Source organism: Halorubrum sp. Boch-26 (genome assembly GCF_029889805.1).
Classification (GTDB): Archaea; Halobacteriota; Halobacteria; order Halobacteriales; family Haloferacaceae; genus Halorubrum.
The window spans coordinates 1-18546 of sequence record NZ_JARANT010000052.1; the positions used below are offsets into that span (position 1 = coordinate 1).

General features: G+C 69.4%; 15 protein-coding genes, 1 tRNA gene, 2 rRNA genes and 1 pseudogene. 12 read left to right on the forward strand and 7 right to left on the reverse strand.

The features are described 5' to 3' along the window. From OQF71_RS08950 to OQF71_RS08985, 8 genes are all read left to right on the forward strand, one after another. Positions 1 to 373: ribosomal RNA gene (locus OQF71_RS08950) — 23S ribosomal RNA — on the forward strand; the annotation flags it as partial. 154 nt (positions 374 to 527) lie between these two features. Continuing rightward, positions 528 to 649: ribosomal RNA gene (gene rrf / locus OQF71_RS08955) — 5S ribosomal RNA — on the forward strand. Positions 650 to 790: 141 nt separating this feature from the next. After that, positions 791 to 866 (forward strand) — tRNA-Cys (locus tag OQF71_RS08960). A 258-nt stretch (positions 867 to 1124) separates the two neighbouring features. Then, positions 1125 to 1910, forward strand: a complete 786-nt coding sequence (locus OQF71_RS08965) for a cobalt-precorrin-7 (C(5))-methyltransferase (protein ID WP_280587156.1) — start codon at positions 1125 to 1127, stop codon at positions 1908 to 1910. Between the two features lie 101 nt (positions 1911 to 2011). Then, entirely contained in the window at positions 2012 to 2854 is an 843-nt protein-coding gene (locus OQF71_RS08970) for a hypothetical protein (RefSeq protein ID WP_280587174.1), read from the forward strand. 103 nt (positions 2855 to 2957) lie between these two features. Continuing rightward, entirely contained in the window at positions 2958 to 3167 is a 210-nt protein-coding gene (locus OQF71_RS08975; RefSeq protein WP_280587157.1) for a hypothetical protein, read from the forward strand. Between the two features lie 145 nt (positions 3168 to 3312). Next, the gene (locus OQF71_RS08980; protein ID WP_280587158.1) at positions 3313 to 3927 is read left to right on the forward strand and encodes a VOC family protein; all 615 of its coding nucleotides are present in this window, start codon (positions 3313 to 3315) and stop codon (positions 3925 to 3927) included. Beyond that, the gene (locus tag OQF71_RS08985) at positions 3924 to 4622 is read left to right on the forward strand and encodes a dienelactone hydrolase family protein (RefSeq protein ID WP_280587159.1); all 699 of its coding nucleotides are present in this window, start codon (positions 3924 to 3926) and stop codon (positions 4620 to 4622) included. Before OQF71_RS08980 ends, OQF71_RS08985 begins: the two co-directional genes overlap by 4 nt. A 42-nt stretch (positions 4623 to 4664) precedes the next feature. Here the strand turns inward: OQF71_RS08985 and OQF71_RS08990 are convergent, their stop codons facing one another. Genes OQF71_RS08990 through OQF71_RS09005 form a run of 4 tightly spaced genes read right to left on the reverse strand, consistent with a single transcriptional unit; the run spans position 4665 to position 12643 of the window. Further along, entirely contained in the window at positions 4665 to 6755 is a 2091-nt protein-coding gene (locus tag OQF71_RS08990) for a SpoVR family protein (RefSeq protein ID WP_280587160.1), read from the reverse strand. After that, the gene (locus OQF71_RS08995) at positions 6752 to 8128 is read right to left on the reverse strand and encodes a DUF444 family protein (protein WP_280587161.1); all 1377 of its coding nucleotides are present in this window, start codon (positions 8126 to 8128) and stop codon (positions 6752 to 6754) included. The genes OQF71_RS08990 and OQF71_RS08995 overlap by 4 nt, the downstream gene beginning before the upstream one ends. After that, entirely contained in the window at positions 8119 to 10566 is a 2448-nt protein-coding gene (locus OQF71_RS09000; protein WP_280587162.1) for a kinase anchor protein, read from the reverse strand. The genes OQF71_RS08995 and OQF71_RS09000 overlap by 10 nt, the downstream gene beginning before the upstream one ends. Position 10567: 1 nt before the next feature. Continuing rightward, positions 10568 to 12643, reverse strand: coding sequence for a serine protein kinase PrkA (locus OQF71_RS09005; protein WP_280587163.1), 2076 nt, complete (start codon positions 12641 to 12643; stop codon positions 10568 to 10570). Between the two features lie 507 nt (positions 12644 to 13150). On the opposite strand from OQF71_RS09005, the pseudogene OQF71_RS09010 reads away from it, so the two are divergent. Continuing rightward, positions 13151 to 13858, forward strand: a pseudogene (locus tag OQF71_RS09010) (DUF1028 domain-containing protein); the annotation flags it as partial. Positions 13859 to 14030: 172 nt separating this feature from the next. Here OQF71_RS09010 and OQF71_RS09015 read toward each other — a convergent pair. Together OQF71_RS09015 and OQF71_RS09020 are read right to left on the reverse strand one after the other, a co-directional pair. Further along, complete coding sequence (locus tag OQF71_RS09015) at positions 14031 to 14882, reverse strand: endonuclease/exonuclease/phosphatase family protein (RefSeq protein ID WP_280587165.1); 852 nt, start codon at positions 14880 to 14882, stop codon at positions 14031 to 14033. 487 nt (positions 14883 to 15369) lie between these two features. Continuing rightward, the gene (locus OQF71_RS09020) at positions 15370 to 15852 is read right to left on the reverse strand and encodes an RNA-binding protein (protein WP_280587166.1); all 483 of its coding nucleotides are present in this window, start codon (positions 15850 to 15852) and stop codon (positions 15370 to 15372) included. A gap of 136 nt (positions 15853 to 15988) precedes the next feature. Between OQF71_RS09020 and OQF71_RS09025 the strand changes: the two genes are divergently transcribed. The 3 genes from OQF71_RS09025 (at position 15989) to OQF71_RS09035 (ending at position 17482) form a co-directional block, all read left to right on the forward strand. Next, a complete protein-coding gene (locus OQF71_RS09025) occupies positions 15989 to 16591 on the forward strand; it encodes a 2Fe-2S iron-sulfur cluster-binding protein (protein WP_280587168.1) in 603 nt (200 codons plus the stop codon). 108 nt (positions 16592 to 16699) lie between these two features. Then, entirely contained in the window at positions 16700 to 17026 is a 327-nt protein-coding gene (locus OQF71_RS09030; RefSeq protein ID WP_280587169.1) for a hypothetical protein, read from the forward strand. A gap of 129 nt (positions 17027 to 17155) precedes the next feature. Next, positions 17156 to 17482 (forward strand): NifU family protein, encoded by a 327-nt coding sequence (locus OQF71_RS09035; RefSeq protein WP_280587170.1) that lies wholly within the window; start codon positions 17156 to 17158, stop codon positions 17480 to 17482. Between the two features lie 27 nt (positions 17483 to 17509). Here OQF71_RS09035 and OQF71_RS09040 read toward each other — a convergent pair. Then, a partial coding sequence (locus OQF71_RS09040) for a DUF402 domain-containing protein (protein ID WP_280587172.1) occupies positions 17510 to 18546 on the reverse strand: 1037 nt, incomplete at its 5' end.

An 18546-nucleotide genomic window follows, 5' to 3' on the forward strand; every position in this document is an offset into this window, starting at 1 on the left:
ATCCTGCCCGTGCAGAAGCGGGCAAGGGTGAGGTTGTTCGCCTATTAAAGGAGGTCGTGAGCTGGGTTTAGACCGTCGTGAGACAGGTCGGCTGCTATCTATTGGGGGTGTCAAGGTACTTGACGTGAACGAACGTATAGTACGAGAGGAACTACGTTTGGTCGCCACTGGTGTACCGGTTGTTCGAGAGAGCACTGCCGGGTAGCCACGCGACACGGGGTAAGAGCTGAACGCATCTAAGCTCGAAACCCACATGGAAAAGAAGTACCATTGAGGTCACTCGTAGAAGACGAGTTCGATAGACTCGGGATGTACGCGCCGAGGCAACGAGGCGTTGAGTCCACGAGCACTAACAGACCGAAGCCACAATCATACGGCACTGACACCACACTCGGTTGAGTTCAGGCGGTAACTGGATCGCACATATACACGGTCAGCCGATCGAGAGATCGGAACCACCGACACAGGCGTCTCTCAGTACTCACAGCGAGTACAGAGCGGTTCGGTTCGATTCCGAGCGTCGGCGTGAAGGCGGCCAGAGCGGTGGGGGAACACCCGTACCCATTCCGAACACGGAAGTTAAGCCCACCAGCGTACCGGGAAGTACTGGAGTGAGCGATCCTCTGGGAACCGCGGTTCGCCGCCTACCCATTCATACGGGGCGATTGCCCCACACAATTTCATTTTTCGACGAGTAGCGCGAGCGGTCCGCAGAGTCGACGGTGGCGACCGCGGCAGTCGCGGTGCGACCGCTAGGCTTAAACGCTCGACAGCGGTACTTCCGATTGGCGCCAAGGTGGCAGAGTCTGGTCAGACGCAGCGGCCTGCAGAGCCGCCCAACGCCGGTTCAAATCCGGCCCTTGGCTCTCGTTTTTGACCGCCGAGCAGCGGTGCGGGCAGCCTCGTTGAGCGTCGTCAACGGTGAGTCTCACGGCGAACCGAAGCGCGGTCGCCGAGACGCTGTGGTGCGCGGCCCCGACCCGAACGTATAGGCGGATCGGTGCCTTCCGGGCCGATGTGGACGCTCCGACACGTCTCAGACGCGTCGACGGCTCGGGGGAACGCGCGTGTACGCGGACTACCGGTAGGTATCGGACGCGGAGGCGCGGCGATCGGGGTCTAACGTGAGCGACGGCGCGTCGTACGACCTCGACGCCGGGCCGGACCCGGCGGAGTACGCGGCGTCGACACCGGAACCCCCGTCCGAGACCGGTGGGCGCGTAGTCCATGCCGTCGGCATCGGGCCCGGGAATCCCGAGTACCTCGTCCCGCGGGCCGAGCAGGCGCTTCGGGCGGCCGACGTTGCCGTCGGCTTCGAGACCGTCGTCGACCTCGTTCGCGGTCGTACCGACGCCGACTGGTTGGCGTGTGGCTACTCCGACGAGGCGGCCACGCTGGAGACGTTCGCCGAGCGGGTCGCCGGCGGGGAGCGGGGGGTGGCGGTGCTGATGGGCGATCCGAACCACTCGGGTTACCAGTTCGTCGGCAAGGTCGAGCGCGTCCTCGACGAGGCGGCGGACGATTCCGTCGGTCTCCGCATCGTTCCGGGGGTCTCTTCGCTGCAGGTCGCGGCGAGCCGGGCCCGGACGCCGATGGAGGGCGCGACGTTCGTCACGCTCCACAAGAGCGGCGGCCTCGGTGACGACCTCGCTCGGCTCCGCCGAGACGCCGGCGATCGACACCTGCTCGTGCTTCCTCGTCCGTTCGACTGGATGCCCGGTGACATCGCTCGCGATCTACTCGACCACGGATGCGACCGATCCGACGGCGCGCTCGTCTGCGAGCGGCTCACTCGCGACGACGAGGCGATCACTCGGACGACCGTCGGCGAGCTCGCACGTCACGCCGGCGGCACCGAGCGGTCGGACACGCCGTTTTCGGACCTGTCCGTGCTGGTCGTTCGTCGGTAGCGACATGACGGAGCGATGGAGCGGTTCGACCGTTCCGATGGCTCGGCTTAGTAACCGTTATACACCGGGTGGCCAATGCTAAAATCATGCAACGACGCGCTGTGGCCGTGTACGTCGCGCTCTTCGTGCTGATCGCGGGTGGAGCGGGTGTCCTCACCGCGACGGCCGATAGCCCGGAGATCGGCTTCGACAACCCTGACTTCGAGGTCTCACAGGGAGACACGATCGAGGTCGACGGCGAGGAGTATGTCGTCGCCGGGATAGCTGAGGTCGAGGAGGGCGGCGGCGGTCACGGTGGCGGTGGTGCCTCGACGTCGATCGTCGCTACGATCGAGCGCGAGATGACGGTGGAACAGTCCGAGGCGTGGGCGAACGAGTCGACCGTCCAAGTCGGCGATCAGGAGTGGCGCGTGGAGATCACGGGCGAGACGCCGAGCGAGTTCACGCTCGTCGAGGTACTCGACCGACAGGCGATCCTCGAGAACGACCCCCAGGCCGACAACGAGACCGTCCCGCGGGACGACGGCGAGTACGTCGTCGTCACCGAGGACGGCGAGTCGACGCTCGTCCCGGCCGAGGAGTACTTCCCGGCCCCCGAGGAGCGGGCGTACGCCACCGGCGACGACTTCGAGTACGGCGACCGCACCGTGACCGTCGACGATGTCACGGCGGACCAGGCGGTGGTCGTCTGGGAGGCGACGGAGACCGAGAGCATCGAGATAGAGCAGCACTCGAGGGTCACGATCGGCGAGACGGAGTTCGTCGCGCACTTCTCCGACGCCTCGACGCTGACGTTGTCGAGTGATATCGAGGGATATGAGGCGCAGGTCACACAGATAGACCAGTTCCAGCAGTACAACGGCGGGTTGACACGCGTGCTGGTTCTCGCGTTCCTCTCCTCGCTGCTCCTGCTCGGGGCGGCGTTCATCCCCTCGCGGTACTAATCTCGTCTCGCCGCCCCTTCTCGCCGCATCGGTTCGTCTTCCTCCGCCAACAGACTCGGACGCCGACCGATACGATATAAACGCCGCGCCCGTTGTGCGAGGCATGACCTCGACCACCGAGAAGGTCCGACAGCTCGCCCCGCATTGGGCCGCAATGTTCCTCCTGATGGTCGCCGTGCTCGCGCTCGTCGAACAGGTCGTCGGGGCGATCGGACTCGTCCCTTCGGTGGGACTGGTGGTCGCCGTCGGGATTGGCTACCCGTACGTCGTCAGGGCACTCGGAATCGCGCCGCCGGTCTGGCGGCGCCCCTGAACCGCTTCGCGGGGGAACGCTCGCCGATGGTCGCCGCTCTCCCGCTCGCTCGCTGTCGCCCGAGACGCACAGTGATAACACCGGTGTCAGTCGATCACCCGCCGGTCCCTTTCGTTTTTATACGTACTCGTCTCGTACGACCGGTATGAGCGACGAAAACGCGGCTCCGGTCACCACGGAGCTTCCGGACGCACCGTTCCACACCAGCGGCACCGACCACATCACGGTCTGGGGGAGCAACGAGGCCGACACGATCGCCTTCTACCGCGACCTGCTCGGGATGCCCCTCGTCCTCCGCCAGCCGAACCTCGACGACCCGTCCCAGACGCACCTGTTCTTCGATACGGGGGACGGTCGCATTCTGACGTTCTTCGTGAGCGACGACCGCGCCTCGGCCCGCGGCCAGCGCGCCGGGACCGGTGCGGTCCATCACCTCTGTTTCAGCGTCGAGCCCGACGAGTACGAGGACATCATGGCGGCGTTAGAGGAGGCCGGCAAGGGGTACAACGTGTTCGACCGGGGGATCTTCCACTCCATTTACACGCAGGACAACAACGGGCTCGTCATCGAGCTCTCCGCCGATAAGTACGAGATCCCCGACGACCGCAAGGGCGAGGTGCTCGCGACAGCCCAGCGCCTCCGTGAGGAGGACGGCGCCGACTTCGCGCAGGATCGACACATGAAGGGCGCCTTGGAGGACCTCGGCCTCCCGGTGACAAAGCACGACCTGCCCGACGCAGACGCGGGCGTCGGCGTATGAGCGGCCGGACGCCTCACACCGGCGACGACCCGCACGTCGACGAGGAGCTGGTGACGGCTGGGGCTCCAGTCGCGGACGCCGACGCCGCGATCGTCCTCGTTCACGGCCGCGGCGCGACCGCGCGGAGCATCGTCGGCTTCGGCGAGGAGGTCGCGGGCGACGGCGACGTCGCGCTCCTCGCCCCGCAGGCGGCGGCGAACACCTGGTACCCGAACTCCTTCCTCGCGCCCGTCGCGGACAACGAGCCCGGCCGGCGCTCCGGGCTCCGCGCCGTCGGCCGCGCGGTCGAGGCGACGACGGACGCCGGGATCCCGACTGAGCGCGTCCTCGTCGCCGGCTTCTCGCAGGGCGCCTGCCTCGCGAGCGAGTTCGTCGCGCGGAACCCGGCCCGATACGGCGGGCTCGCGGTCCTGAGCGGCGGGCTGATCGGCGAGTCGATCGACGTCGACGACTACGTCTCCCACGCGGCGGCCGTGGTCGACGGGGACGCCGCCGAGTCGCTCGGCGGGACCCCGGCGTTACTCGGCTGCAGCGACGTCGACCCGCACATCCCGGAAGAGCGCGTCCACGAGACGACCGCGGTGTTGGAGGCGTTGGGCGCGGACGTCGACGAGCGGATCTACGAGGGGATGGGCCACGGGATCAACGAAGAGGAGGCAGACGCCGTCGCCGCGCTGGTAGCGGACCTGACGTAGGCCGCGGTCGTCCGCGACCCGCCGTATCTTTCGTCCCGCTCGTCACGCCAGCCAGTCGTCCGGCTTCGTGTCGTAGTCGACCTCGTCGGCTTCGATCCGCTCGCGGATCGCCGGGTCGAGGTCGTGTTCGGTCACCTCGCCGCCGTCGTACTGGAACCGTATCCCGACCTCCTCGCCCTCCGGCTCCGCCCCGCGACGCTTCGCCCGCCGGATCGCCTCGTCGGAGTACTCGACGCGGATCGTCGCGAGATTGACGGGGCGGCCCCACAGCTCGAAGACGCGTTTGAGCGTCTCCGTCGCCGCCTCCTCGTCGAGTGCGACCCCGTTGAACCGGTGGCCTAAGAGGAGCTCGCCGCGGTTCCGGAAGTTGCCGTCGAGCACGACGACCGTCGGCTTCCCGAAGTTCGTGAACTGCAGGAGGAGCTTTCGGCGGACGTCGTCGGCGTCGACGCTGGCGACCCGGTGCTCCTCGGCCGCCCGGCTGTACTCGTAGGTGAAGTAGTTCCCCTCCCGGACGAACTCGTCGGTGAGGAACGCGTCGATGAACGTCACGTCGTTGTGGCTCTCGCGCACCTCTAACATCCGGTCCCAGCCGGCGGTCCGGTCGACGTCGGCGAGCGCCTCGTCGACGGTCGCGTACCGATCGACGTCGAACATGTACCGGACGCGCTCTGCCAGCGTCTCCCGCGAGACGTTGCGCAGCGCCCCGCGGTGTTCCGGCCGCGAGAGCACGTAGTGGCGCTCCGCGAGCCCCTCGCGGGTGAGCAGCTTCCAGGGGTACCGCTCGATATCGGGGCCGGCGTCGGGATCGATATCGCCGACCTCGCCGGCGTCGGACTCGGCCCGCTCCTCGCTCCGCGCCGAGAGCGCCCGGTCGACGGCCTCGGCGTCGACCCGCGGGTCGCCGTCGGCGGCGAGGTCGGCCAGCTCGTCGAGCGTCGCCGGGCCCGCCCCGGCGATCGCGGGGTGTGGCTCCAGCGCCTCGGCGACCTCGTTGAGGTCGATCCGCGAGTGGAAGCTTTCCGCGGTCACCCCGTCAACCCGGAGCAGTCGGTCGATCACGTCGCGGCGGGCGGCCCGAAACTCCACGTGCGTCCACAGCTCGAAGCCGAGCTTGTAGGGGTTGAGTCCGGGCGATCCGAGCACCCGCGCCATGTGGTCGGCGTACGTGAGGAACTCGTCGGGGCCGGCAAACCCCTCGCCGCCCATCATAACCGATTCCCAATACGTGGCCCATCCCTCGTTGAGCACCTTCGTCGACTTCTGGCCCGCGAAGTAGTACGCCTCCTCGCGGATCGCGTCGATGACGGTCGTCTCCCACGGCTCGCGGTCGACCGCCTTGCCGCTCTCGGGGTCGTACCGCTTGCCGTGGTCGCGCAGGAACGCGAGCACGTCCGGGCGCGGCTCCTCAGGCTCGACGCCCTCGCCGTGCGCGTCGAGCCACTCGTCGTCGAACACGTCCCGGCGCACCTCCTCGGAGAGGTCGAGCTCGGCGATCCGCTCCTCGACCGCCGCCAGCGGGTCCTCGTCGGGGTCGTTCACGTCCTCGGCGACGCCCGGCTCCTCGACCGATCGGGCGGCGTCGACCGGGCTGTGCTGGTCGATCGTGTCCTCTAACGCCGTCACGGCGTCGACGAGGCGCTCGACTTCGTCCCGGTCGACCTCCGGGCGGTCGGCGATCGCCGCGATCCGGTCGGCGTTGCGCTCCAGCCGCGCCGCGGCGTTCGGCCCGCCCTCGCCGCGGTCGGCGTACAACCCGAACCAGCCGTTGTTCGCGAAGAAGTCGGCGTGCGCCTCGACGTGGGTGATGACGGCCTTCTGGTCGGCGGCCGCGTTCGACTCCTGCAGGAACGCGTGGCTCGGATCGTCGTTGTTGACGATCTCGAACGCCTTTCCGAGCCCGTGGCGGTCCTTCTTCCGCTGTCGCTCGTAGTTCATCCCCCAGCGCCAGTGCGGGTAGCGCCGCTGGAAGCCGCCGTACGCGATCAGCTCGTTCATCTCGTCGTGACCGACCACCCAGTACCGGACTGGGTACGGATCCAACCCGAGCCGCTCCGCGAGTTCGCGGGCCTCCGCGGCGGGCTCGTCGAGGGACGCCGCTTCGCGTTTCGCCTCGACGCGCTCGTCTCTCATCGGCGCTCACCTCCTCGGCCGGCGGTCGCGCCCCGGTCGACCGTCGCGTCGTCCGACGACTCGGTGCTGAGGATCTCGTAGATGGCGTCGGTGACGTCGTCCGGTTCCGACACGCGCGCGACCGCGACGTTGTCGGTGTTGCCGAGGGCGTTCTCCACCTCGTCGGCGTGGCGCGCGTTCGGCGCGGCGCCGCCGGGCTGCGTCTCCACGTACGCGTGGAGGTTCGCGTCGATCGACTCCATCAGCGGGATCACCGAGTCGGTCGTGTCGCTGCCGGAGTTCTCCGAGTCCCCGGCCGCGAACACGTAACGGTTCCACTCGCTGTACGGGTACTCCGCTAATATCTCCTCGACGAGCTCGTAGGCGCTGGAGATCCGGGTCCCGCCGCCGGACTGAATTCCGAAGAACTCCTCGCGGTCGACCTCCCACGCCTCCGCGTCGTGGACCACGTACCGGAACTCCGCGGCGTCGTACTTACCCGTCAGGTACCAGTCTATCGGGGTGAACACGCGCTCGACCAGCTCGCGTTTCGTCTCGCGCATCGAGCCCGACGCGTCGCGCACGTTGACGACGACGACGTTGCGCTCGCGCTTCTCGATCACCTCCGGGTGCCGGAACCGCTCGTCTTCCCGGCGGAAGGGGACACTGTCGAGGCCCTCCCGACGGATCCGATGACTCACCGGATCGCGGTCCACCTCGTCGTCGAGCGCGTCGAAGCTCTCCCAGCGATCGAGCGCCGTCACAGGCTCGTCGCGCACCTCGACGAGGGTCGCCGCGGCGTCGGCGATCCACGCCCGCGAGACGGGGATCCCTTGCTCGCGCGCCCACGCGAAGGCGTCGTCCACGTCGGCGCCGGCGACGCGGAGCCCCTCGCGGACGTACTCCTCGTCGAAGTCGGTCGCGAGGTGGCGCTTCAGCCCGCGCTTGAAGAACTCGTCGACGTCGAGGGTGCCGCGCGGGCCGGCGCGCGCGGTGTCGGTGAAGTCGCCCTCCACCTCCTCGACGACGCGCTTCCCCTTCGGTTCGAGATCGAGCCCGAGCTCCTCGTCGAGCTCGCGCGCGAACTCCTCGGGGTCCATCTCGTAGTACTCGTGCTCGCCGCCCTCCTCGCCCGGGTCGCCCTCCTCGTCGCCGTTGTCCGGATCGGGGTCGACCGGCTGGCCGGGCTGGGGCTGGCCGTCTCCCCCCTGCCCGACGCCGCCGGCCTCCCGCTTGTCGTACTCGAACTCGGGGAGGTCGACGATCTTCACGGGGATCTTGACCCGATCGGGGCCGGAGCGCCCGAGGTCGCCGTGGCTGATGAACTCCGCGAGGTCCTCGCGGCGCTGCTCGCCGACCTCGCGGAAGCGCTCGCGGTCGTCGGTCAGTCCCACGAGACGCCACCTCCGTTCCCGCCGCTGCGGTCGCGGCCGCTCCGGCGGCTCGCGTCGTCCCCCTCGTCCGCGGCGAGGTCGGCCCACTCGTCGCGGGCGTCGCGCATCACGGCGCGGCTGGTCAGCTCGGCCGACGCGGGGCTGTACCCCCGGTCGACGAGCCGGTCTATCGTCGCCGACTTCACTCGTTCCGTCTCGGTGTCGGTCGGCGGGTCGGCCCACTCGGTCGGGTCGAGCTCCGGGAAGCGCCGCTTCACGTCGGCCAGATCGTTCGCGTCCAGCACCTCCCGCAGCTCGGGAATCTCGGCGAGTTCGACGTCGTCGACGCTGAACTCGTCGCCGCGGTTCCGCCAGGCGTATCGGGTGAGCGCCCGGATCACGCGCTGCCTGCGGAACTCGGCGACCTCCCGGGTCGGGTCGGTGCCGTAGTAGTCGTCCTCGTCGAACCGCCCGAGCGTCTCCGTCTCGAACACCTTCATCGCGAGGGCGTCGGGCTCCTCGGGACCTCGCTCCGTCTCCACCGGCTCGTCGGCGTCCCACGCGTACACGTGCTCGACGTACTCCGCGACCGTCTCCTCGGCGACGGTCGCCTCCGCGAGCGCGGCGTCGATCACGTCCTCGCGCTGGCGCTCGCGGACGCGCTCGACGACCGGCGCCTTCCGGCTCTCGAACTCCGCGACCTCCGAGCGGGAGAACAGCGGCGCCGCCGAGAGCCCGTCGGCCATCGCGTCGAGCACGTCCGTCGGCGCGACGACGCGCTCGACCGCCAGCTCCGGATGGCTCCGGTCGGCGTCCGCCCCCAGCAGGTCGGCGACGACGTCGCGGGTGTACGTCACCGGGATCCCGTTGCGGCCGTCCCTCCCGCCGAAGTCGACGTCGTCGATCGCGATCCGCTCGTCGTCTCCCGCTCCGGTCTCGCGCCTGATATCTCCGGTCTCGTACAGCTTCGCCTTCTCGATAAGTCCGAAATCGGCCGGGAGGTCCTCCGTGTCGAGCCGCGTGACGACCGCGTACAGCGCCGCCGCGCCCACGGCGTGGGGCGCGAGCTCGCGCTCGGTGACTGTCCCGTCGTCGCCGCGGACGTCGATCGTCAGGGCCGCGGCGCCGGGCTCGTCGCCCGGGTCGCGCTCGGGGTCGTCGCCGAGGTCCGTCGACGGATCCCCCTCGTTCCCGTCGTCGACGCCGTCGACGGTCGGCACGCCGCGGACGCCGCCGACCTCGCGGCGCAGCAGCTCCGCCTCCAGGAGCCGGTTCGTCAGGTACCGGAACTCGTGGCGGGTGAGCCGCCGCTTCAGCGCCTTCAGGGGGTCGGCGCCCTCGCGGTCCGCGTGGCGGTCGAGCTCCGCGTCGAGGTCGGGGTTCGAGATGACGATCAGCTGCGTGTCGAGGTCCATCCCGATCCCCTTGTCGAGCTTCACCCGTCGCTCGTCGGGGACGTTGAGCAGCCGCCGGAGCAGGTCCGCGTGCTGGCTGGCGTCCTCGACGACGGTGGCGACCCCGTTCCCCTGCGAGAGCACGCCGTCGTAGCTGAACGCCTGCGGGTTCTTCCGGCCGCGCGAGTCGAGCTCGCGGAGCATGCCGCCCATCCACGAGCCGACGAGCCGCTCTTTCGGCGTGCCGTCGTCCTCGGCGTGGAGCACGCCGATCCCCTCGCCGACGTCGACGACGTAGCTCGTCACGTGGAGGTGGTCGCGGTCGGTGATCGCCGAGAACAGGTCCCGGCGCCCCTCGTCGCGGTACACCGACTCCAAGCGGTCGTACGCCTCGCGGCTGAACGGGTCGAGGTCGACGTCGGCCGCGATCGGGTAGGCGTCGTCGTCGACGGCCTCGGCGATCGACTCCCTGATGTCCTCGGGGAACACCGAGAGGGGGTGCGCCTGCACCGGGCTACGGTACCACGCCGACGCGTCGCCGCCGTCGCCGTACGAGAGCGACGCGGCACCTCCCGGACCGCCGACCCCGCCCCCGGCGCCGGTGACGTTCCACTCGACGGTGTAGCGGCGCCCGGCCTCGGTCTTCGAGAACTCGCGGAGGCCGTTCACGAGGCACCGCTTGAACTCCGACTTCCCGGTCGCGGTGGGGCCGTCGATCCAGACGATGGTCTCGTCGTTGCCGCGGCCCGCCGCGGCGGCCCGGAGGTCGTCGACGAACGCGTTGAGCGCGGCGGTGTTGCCGAGGACGGCGTGCTCGCCGTCGTTGAACGGGTCGTCGAAGAAGCGGTACCGCTCCAGCCGCTCGCCGCGCTCGCGGACCTCGCGGGTGCCCTCCGACTCGATCGCCGCGAGCACGTAGCGGGCCCCGGAGGCGGCGGCGACGGGATTCTCCAGGACGCGGTCGACGTACTCGTCGAGGCTCATCGGCGGGTCGTACGCGCCTCGCAGCGTCTCGTCGGCCGCTCGGACGAACCCCTCGCCGTCGGATCGGTCGCGTTCGTTCATCTCAACTCCCGCCGTCCTCGATCTCCGAACGGGCGACGGCAGCGCCCGCGTACTCCAGCACTTCCGCCGCGCCGTCCTCGGAGTAGCCCCGATCGACTAAGGCGTCGACCCAGGCGCTGCGCTCCTCGTCGTCGAGGTCGGTCGCCGAGACCAGCGCGGAGAAGTTGATGTTGTGCTTCTTGTCCTCCCACAGCTTGCGCTCCAGGGCGCGCCGGAGGCGGTCGTTCTCTTGCGGGTCGAAGCCGCGCCCCTCGCGGGCGCGCCGCGACACCCAGTTCGACACCTCCTGCCGGAAGTCGTCCTTCCGGTCCGAGGGGATGTCGAGCTGCTCTTCGACCGCGCGCATGAACGTCTCGTCGGGCTCCGTCTCGCGGCCGGTGAGCTCGTCGTCGACGGTGGCGTCGTCGATGTACGCCATCACGTGGTCCATGTACTTCTCGCCCTGCCGGCGGAGCTCGTCGACGTCGTACGCCAGCGCGTGCCGGACGTCCTCGATCGCGCGCTCGCGGTACTCCTCGCGGACGGTCTCTAAGAGGCGCTCGTAGCGGTCGAGATCCTCGGCGGCGATGGAGCCGTGCCCGCCGAGGTTCGCCTCGAAGTGGTCGAAGACGGACAGCGGCGAGAGGTATCCTCGTTCGCGGTGGGTGGCGTCCATGATCGCCTCGGCGATCTCGTCGCCGATGAACCGGGCGGAGACGCCGTCCATCCCCTCGCTCACGTCGGCCTCCTCGGCGGCGTCCTCGCGGAGCTTCCGGCGGTCAATCTCCTCGTCCTCCAGCTCGCCGTTGTACACCTTCGCCTTGTCGAGGAGGCCCACCGTCTCGTCGGTGGGCTCCTCTAATCGGGTGAGCACGCCGAAGAGGCCGGCCATCTCCAGCGCGTGCGGCTCGACGTGGACGTTGGGCACGTCGGCGTTGGCGAGCATCTTCTCGTAGATCTTCGCCTCGCTGTCGTACTCCAGCACGTAGGGGTAGTCGATCCGCTTGGTGCGGTCGTTGAACGCCTCCATCTTCTCGTCGCCCGTCTTCTCGCGGTACTCCGGCATGTTCGTCCGGCCGACGATCACCTGGTCGATGTCGATCCGGGGGTTGTTCTTCGGCTTGATCGTCGACTCCTGTGAGGCGTGGAGGAAGTCGTAGAGGAACTCCCGCTGCAGCTTGAGCAGCTCCTCGCCGGAGAACAGCCCGCGGTTGGCGTTACAGAACGCCCCGGCGTAGTCGAACGCCCGCGGGTCTGACTCGCCGTAGACGGCCAGCTTCGCGTAGTTGACGTCGCCGGTGAGCTCCGTCTCGTCCTGGTTCTTCTTGTCCTTGGGCTCGAACGTCTCGATGCACTCCCGTCGGTTCTCGTCGGCGACGAGGCGGACGACCTCGACGTGTTCGTCGAGCACGCGCCGGAGGTCGTCGTCGTAGTGTGCGAGCAGTTCGTTCAGGTAGAACTCCGAGGCCGGGTCCGGATGCTGATCGTTCCGGAGGGTGTACGGGGCGTCGAGCCGCTCGTTGATCTCGTCGATCACTGCCTCGCGCTGCGGGCGCGGGAGGAGCACGAGCGGGTCCTGGTTCATCGGCGAACGCACCGCGTCGTCGCCCGGGTCCTGGTCGTCGATCACCGAACAGAGGTCGACCCACCGGAAGGTGTACATCCGACCGGCCCCCTCGAGCGTGTACGCCTCGAAGTACCGCCGCGCGAGCCAGTCGAAGTGCGACTTCCCGGAGCCCACGGGACCGAGCAGCAGCTTGATCCGCTTTTCGGGGCCGAGACCCCGAGCGCCGGACTTCACCTTGTTGACGAACTCGTGGATCGCCTCGTGGACCTCGCGGCCGTAGAAGACGTTCTCGCCGTCGTGGAGCGGGTCGTCGGCGGCGAGCGAGTACTCGACCACGCCGCGTTCCTCGTCGTACCGCGTGCCGTAGTGGTCGAACATGTCGGCGACGCGCTGGTGCGCGTTCCGTGCGATGCGCGGCTCCTCGTACAGCGCGTCGAGATACCAGTCGAACGAGCGGGGCTCCCGGAGGTCGTCCGGGACGTTCGTCCGGTACTCCTCGCTGAGCCGTTCGAGCGTGTGTCGTTCTGGCATTGTATCACGTCTCTCGGACGGGCGAGGGGCCTCGCGGCCGGACCGTGAGTCCGGCTTCGGCCGGCGGTCACGACCCGGCCGTCGGGCCGGCCGCGCCGCGCGGACGCGCGGCTCTCCGTGCCGGAACGGCGGCTCATCGAGCCGCGAACGCTGCTGCCGTCGAGGGGGACCCGCCACGGGTCACCGTTTCGCCCGTAACCGAGGCTATATGTATGAGGGGGATTCACACGGTTAACTGTGTCGGCAGTTCGCACGTGACACGCACCTAGGGACCCGCCCGCGGCTTGCGGTTTTCGCGTCCGCGAGGCGGCCGGAATCGGCACGCAGCGGAGATAAAACGCGGGTGTAGGCGGTCGGAGGCCGAATCGAGGTCGCGGTCGGAGACTGAATCGAGGTCGCGGCCGAAGGCCGGTCGCGGTCCGACCGATGTCAGAACCGACCCGGTCGGGAACCGGAAACGTCGCCCCCGGTGCGCAGCCTTTTGCCGGTCGCCGTCTCACGCCCGGTGTGACGTTTAGTATCTGCGTTCGCGAGCGCTACACCGACGACGACGGCGACGACCAGGTCCGCTACGGCGTGGCGGTGACCACCCGGCTGCCGGGGGTCGGCACGCTGTGTCCGTTCGCGTCGGCGGACGGCGCGGTGGCGACGCAGTCGCTCGTCAACGTCGAACTCGGGCGGAAGGGGATCGAGTACCTCGGCGACGGGCTCGCGGTCGACGACGCGTTAGAGGCCCTTCTGAACGCCGACGAGGGGAAACCGGAGCGCCAACTCCACGGCGTCGACGCCGACGGGACCTTCGCGTTCTCGGGCGACGAGTGTCGCGACTGGTACGGTCACGTCGAGGGCGAGAACTACACCGTCGCCGGCAACCTCCTGACGGGCGAGGACGTGATCGACGACACGGCGGCCGCCTACGAGTCCGCCGCCCACGGCGCCGCTCCGCTCGCGGAGCGGCTGGTCGACGCGCTCGCGGCGGGCCACGCCGCCGGCGGTGACAAGCGGGAGGACCTGGAGGTCCAGTCCGCGGCCCTCCTCGTCCGGAACACCGAGGCGGAGGTCGACGACCCGTACTACAACGACCTCCGCGTCGACGCCAGCGAGACGCCGGTCGTCGACCTCCGCGAGACGTACGAGACGGCGAAGCGCGGCTACGAGACGGTGCTAGAGAAGTACGCCGACGAGATGGACGGCGGAAACGGAAGCGGGAGCGACGAAGGAGACGGAAGCGAGCGCGGCGAGGGGAACGGAAGCGGGAGCGACGAAGGGGACGGAAGCGAGCGCGGCGAGGGGGACGGAAGCGGGAGCGACGAGGGGGACAAAAGCGAGCGCAACGAAGGGGACGGAAGCGAGAGCGACGAGCTGGACGACGAGTAACCCCCGGTTCTCACAGCGTCATCCGCGTCAGAATCGGCAGGTGATCGGAGGGGTACCGGCCGCGGTCGTCGCGGTCGGCGAGGGTGGCGAACGCCTCCACGTCGAACTCGGGCGAGACGAGCGCGTGGTCGATCCGCCGGCCGTCGATCAGCCGCGCGAAATCGGTGAGGCTGGTGTGCGGGCCGTGTCTGAGGTCGGCGGCCGCGGCCGCGTCCCGGAGGCGGAGTCGGTCGTCGCCCGTCTCGTTCGGACCGCTCGACCCCGTCTCCGGGTCGTCACCGAGAAGGATCCGATACGGGTCAGACCCCGGCGTGCAGTTGAGGTCGCCGACGAGCGCGATCGGAACTGACTCGGCGGGTTCGCCCGCGTCGCTTTCGGCCATCCCCGGGAGTCGCTCGCGGAGCAGCCGCGCGGATTCGCGTCGGGCGTGCGCGCTGACGTGGTCGAAGTGCGTGTTGACGACGAGGAGTTCCGTGGCCGCGTCCCCGTCGACGGCGCGGACACGCGCCCACGTCGCGATCCGCGGATAGGCGGCGTCCCAGCCGATAGACTGCCGATCCGGCGTCTCGGAGAGCCAGAACGTGTCGTCGTCGACGACCTCCCAGCGGTCGGCTCGGACCGCGATCGGACACCCCTCGCCCTCGCTGTCGGTCCCCCGTCCGCGTCCGACGAACTCGTAGCTCGGGAGTCGCTCGCGGAGATCGCGGCGCTGGTCGGGTAGCGGCTCTTGAAATGCGGCGACGTCCGGGCGGTGGAAGCGGACGAGCCGCGCGACCGCGTCGCGGCGGTCGTGCCAGGCGTCGTGGTGATCGCCGCGGTTGGCGTAGCGGACGTTGTAGCTCAGCACCCGAATCGCGGTCATTACCGTGGGGGTCGCGGGCGAGGCGATTAAAAGACGCGGAGCGATCGCGACTGAGACGGATTCGGCCTTCACGGGTGTCGCGTTAACGCTCCAGACGCTCGTTTATAAGTGATCGATCGTCGATCGACCGTGACCACGTCCGAAGCCCCAGCCGCTCGGCTATACATCGCGCCTGCGGTGACCACCAAAGCCCCAGCCGCGAGGGCGGCGCACGCTCGCTGCGCTCCTCGTCACTCGCGTTGCTCGTTCCTGCGGTGCTTACGTCGCCTGCGCCGCCCTCGCGGCTGCCCCTTTGAGTCCCACCCGCACCGCGACCGCGCCTCACACCTCCCCAGCCTCGCCGCTCACGCCCTGTGGGCGTTCTCGGCGTCCCTCGCGCGGCGCTCCTCGTGGCCTCCCGGCCACTCGGAGGCACGCGCCACCGCACTCGTCTATTTATAAAAGGCGTCACGACCGCTCTCGCCATTTATAAACGAATCCCGCCCGTCTACGCCGAGAACTCGTACAGCTCGTCGCCGACGTGGTGGATGGATTCGACGACCTTTCCGCTGTCCCCGACCATCTCGTCGCCGTCGATCAGCGCTCGGCCGACCGCGAGCACCTTCTCGTGGGTCTCCTCGGCGATCACGACGAGGTCGCCCTCGCGGATCTCCGGATCGGCCTCGACGATTCCGGGCCGCATCACGTCGGCGCCGTCGGAGACGAACGAGATGGCGCCCGCGTCGACCGTCACGATCCCGGTCTTCGGCTCGTAATCGTTCGCGCCCCGAACGGTGAGGAACGGCTCGTCGTCGTCGACGTAGAAGACGGCCGGCTCGCCGTCGACTAAGACGAGTTCGTAGTTCGCGTCCACGAATTCGACGAACTCGAAGGTGTCCCCGTCGATGTCGACGCCGAGGTGGTCGGCGACCGCCTCGCGGATCGCCGCGATGTCGTCGCTCCGGAGGTGGTGCCGCGATTTCACTTCCATGAGCGTCCACTCGACCGCTCGGCCGATAAATGGTCCGTTCCGCGGCGTGGCGCGCCCTCCAACCCCCCGACATCGGGGCTCTCACGCGGTTGGACCGATCAAAACGGCCTTAAGCCACCTCTTCATATCGGTTCGTATGCTCAACCCGCTCATTGCGAACGTCGCGAACATGCCCGCGATCGTTCTCGGGGTGATTGCGACGCTGCTCGTCGTCTTCGTCAGCAGTCTGAAGGGGACTGGCTGGGATCCCACTACGGACATCTCCGACGAACTGCTCGAACGCCGCGCGTCCGCGGTGCCTGAGACCGACTTCCCCGAGCCCGGAAACCGCGCTCTCGGCGGCGGCGGTGGCGGCGGCGGCGCCGTTCCCGCCGGCGGCGCCGAGGGTGAGGAGGGCGAACTGGAGGACGGCAGCGCCGTCAGCGCCGGCCCCGCCGACGTAGAGGAGGTCGAGCACTTCGAGGTCGAGTTCGTCAAGCAGGGGGAGACGGTCGAGCTCTCTAACGACCAGCCGATCCTCGAACAGGGCGAAGACGAGGGGTGGGACCTCCCGTACGCCTGCCGACAGGGCCAGTGCGTCTCGTGTGCCGGTCACATCACGGACGGCCCCTCCGAGGACTTCGTCGAGCACGACAACCAGCAGATGCTCGAAGAGGCCGAGATCGACGACGGCTACACCCTGACCTGCGTGGCGTACCCCCGCGACTCCTTCAGCATCGAGACGGGCGAGGCGCCGTAGTCCGTCCGTCGAACCGCGATCGCCGCCCCGGACCGAGTACATCGCGTTCTCTCCCTCCTCTCCGCCCGCTCGCGACACCCTTTTTCCCGTCTCGGCCGAACGACCGGTATGTCCCTTCCCACGATCCTCGGCGGCGGCGCCGCCGTGCTCCTCGTCGCGGTCGCGGCCGCGCTCGTGTACCGCGACGCCGCGCGCGTCGGGGTCGACCTCGGCTCCCCGCCGCTGTGGGCCGCCCTCCTCGTCGTCACCTCCGGCGCCGCCCTGACCACCGCGCTGCTCGTCCCGGACGCGCCGCTCCCCGGCGTGCTCGTGTTGGCCGCGCTCGGGCCGCTCCTGTATCTCCTCGAACGCGACGACTCCATGCACGGCGACGACCCCGCCGACCCGACTCGCCTCCCGAGCGAGTCTGAGCGAGCGGACGACACCGAGGAGTGACCGACCCCGTAACTGCGATCGGTTTCTCCGGCCGGCTTCCGAGCGATCGACGATGACACAGTTCGTTTCGTTTCTTCGAGACGCTCGGAAACCGCAAGCTTCCATAGGCTCGGGTGCCAACGGTCAGCAATGAGCGACGAGAGCCTCGCGGACCGAGTCGAGGAGTGGATGGTCGGGCAGATGCCGATCATCCAGATGCACGGCGGCACGAGCGTCGTGCGCGAGGCGGACCCCGAGACCGGCGAGGTCGTCGTCGAGCTCGGCGGCACCTGCTCCGGCTGCGGTATCTCCAACATCACCGCCGACAACATCCGCCGCGACCTGATCATGGACTTCGACGAGGTGGAGAACGTGACGGTGCGATCCGCCTCCTCCGGCGACCAGGGCGCCTCCACTGTCGAGGGGGGTCGCGGCGGCGAGTTAAAACACGAGACCGAGTCCGCGAACCACTTCTGAGACGGCCTCGCGGTCGCGTTTCCTCGTTTACAACGCGTTCTCCAGCGCGGACGCGACGCTCCGCGCCTTCTCCGCCAGCGGCTCCGGAATGTCGCCCGCGGCGACCGACTCCCGCAGTTCGTCGTCGTCGAGGCGCTCGACCTGACCGTCCGGCCGCTTCACCACGTCGACGTGGAGATCCACGTAGCGGGCGGCCTCCGGGAACACCTCGACCGGGGTGCAGACGTTGACGTAGGTGCCCCGCACCGTCCCGTCGCGCCCGCGGTAGGTGGTCGGGTACCACCACCGGCCCTCCTTCAGGCTCGTCTCGGCGACGTCGCCCGCCTCGCGAGGAGAGCCGAGCCCGTCGTAGCTGCCGCCGCCGGTCATCTCGCGCTCGACCGTGACCGAGCCGTCGGCGTCGACCGCAGTCACCCGTCCCTCGCCGAGCGTTATCAGCCGGCCGTCGGGCTTGCCGTGTTCGAGCCGCAGCGCGTCGCCCTCCGCCGGCCCGAACGCGTCGGTCACGACCCCGAACGGGAACGCGGCGTCCGGCTCCGGATCGCAGAGCGCCTCCGCGAGGTCGACGCCGGCCGAGGCGGCCGCCGACCCCGCCTTCACCCGGTGGTGCCCCGGCATCGTCGCCGTCGCCTCGCGGCGCCGGTCGTCGAGCGTGAATCGGCTCTCGCGGCCGAACCACACCCAGGCGCCCGCGTTCGGCGACGCGATCGGCTCGTCGCGGACGAGCCCCGAATCGTCGAGAACCCCGACCCCGCCGGCCGCGTCGACGGCGTCGTCGAGCCCCTCCGCGGCCGCGACGGCGCGCTCCAACCCGGCTTCGAGCGCCTCGGTCCCGGCGTCGACCGCGGGGGGCTTCCAGAGCGCCCGCCACCCGTCCGGCGGCTCCAGCCCGAGCAGGTCGAGCATCCCCGCCAGCTCCCGGGCGGCCTCGTCGTTCCGGACGTCGACCCGAGTGCCCGACCCCGGTTCGCGCGCGACGAGCCCGCCGCCGACACGCCGCGACCCGCCCAGCTCGGGTCGGCGGTCCGCTTTCGGCGCCGCGGTGTCGGTGCCCCAATCGTCGA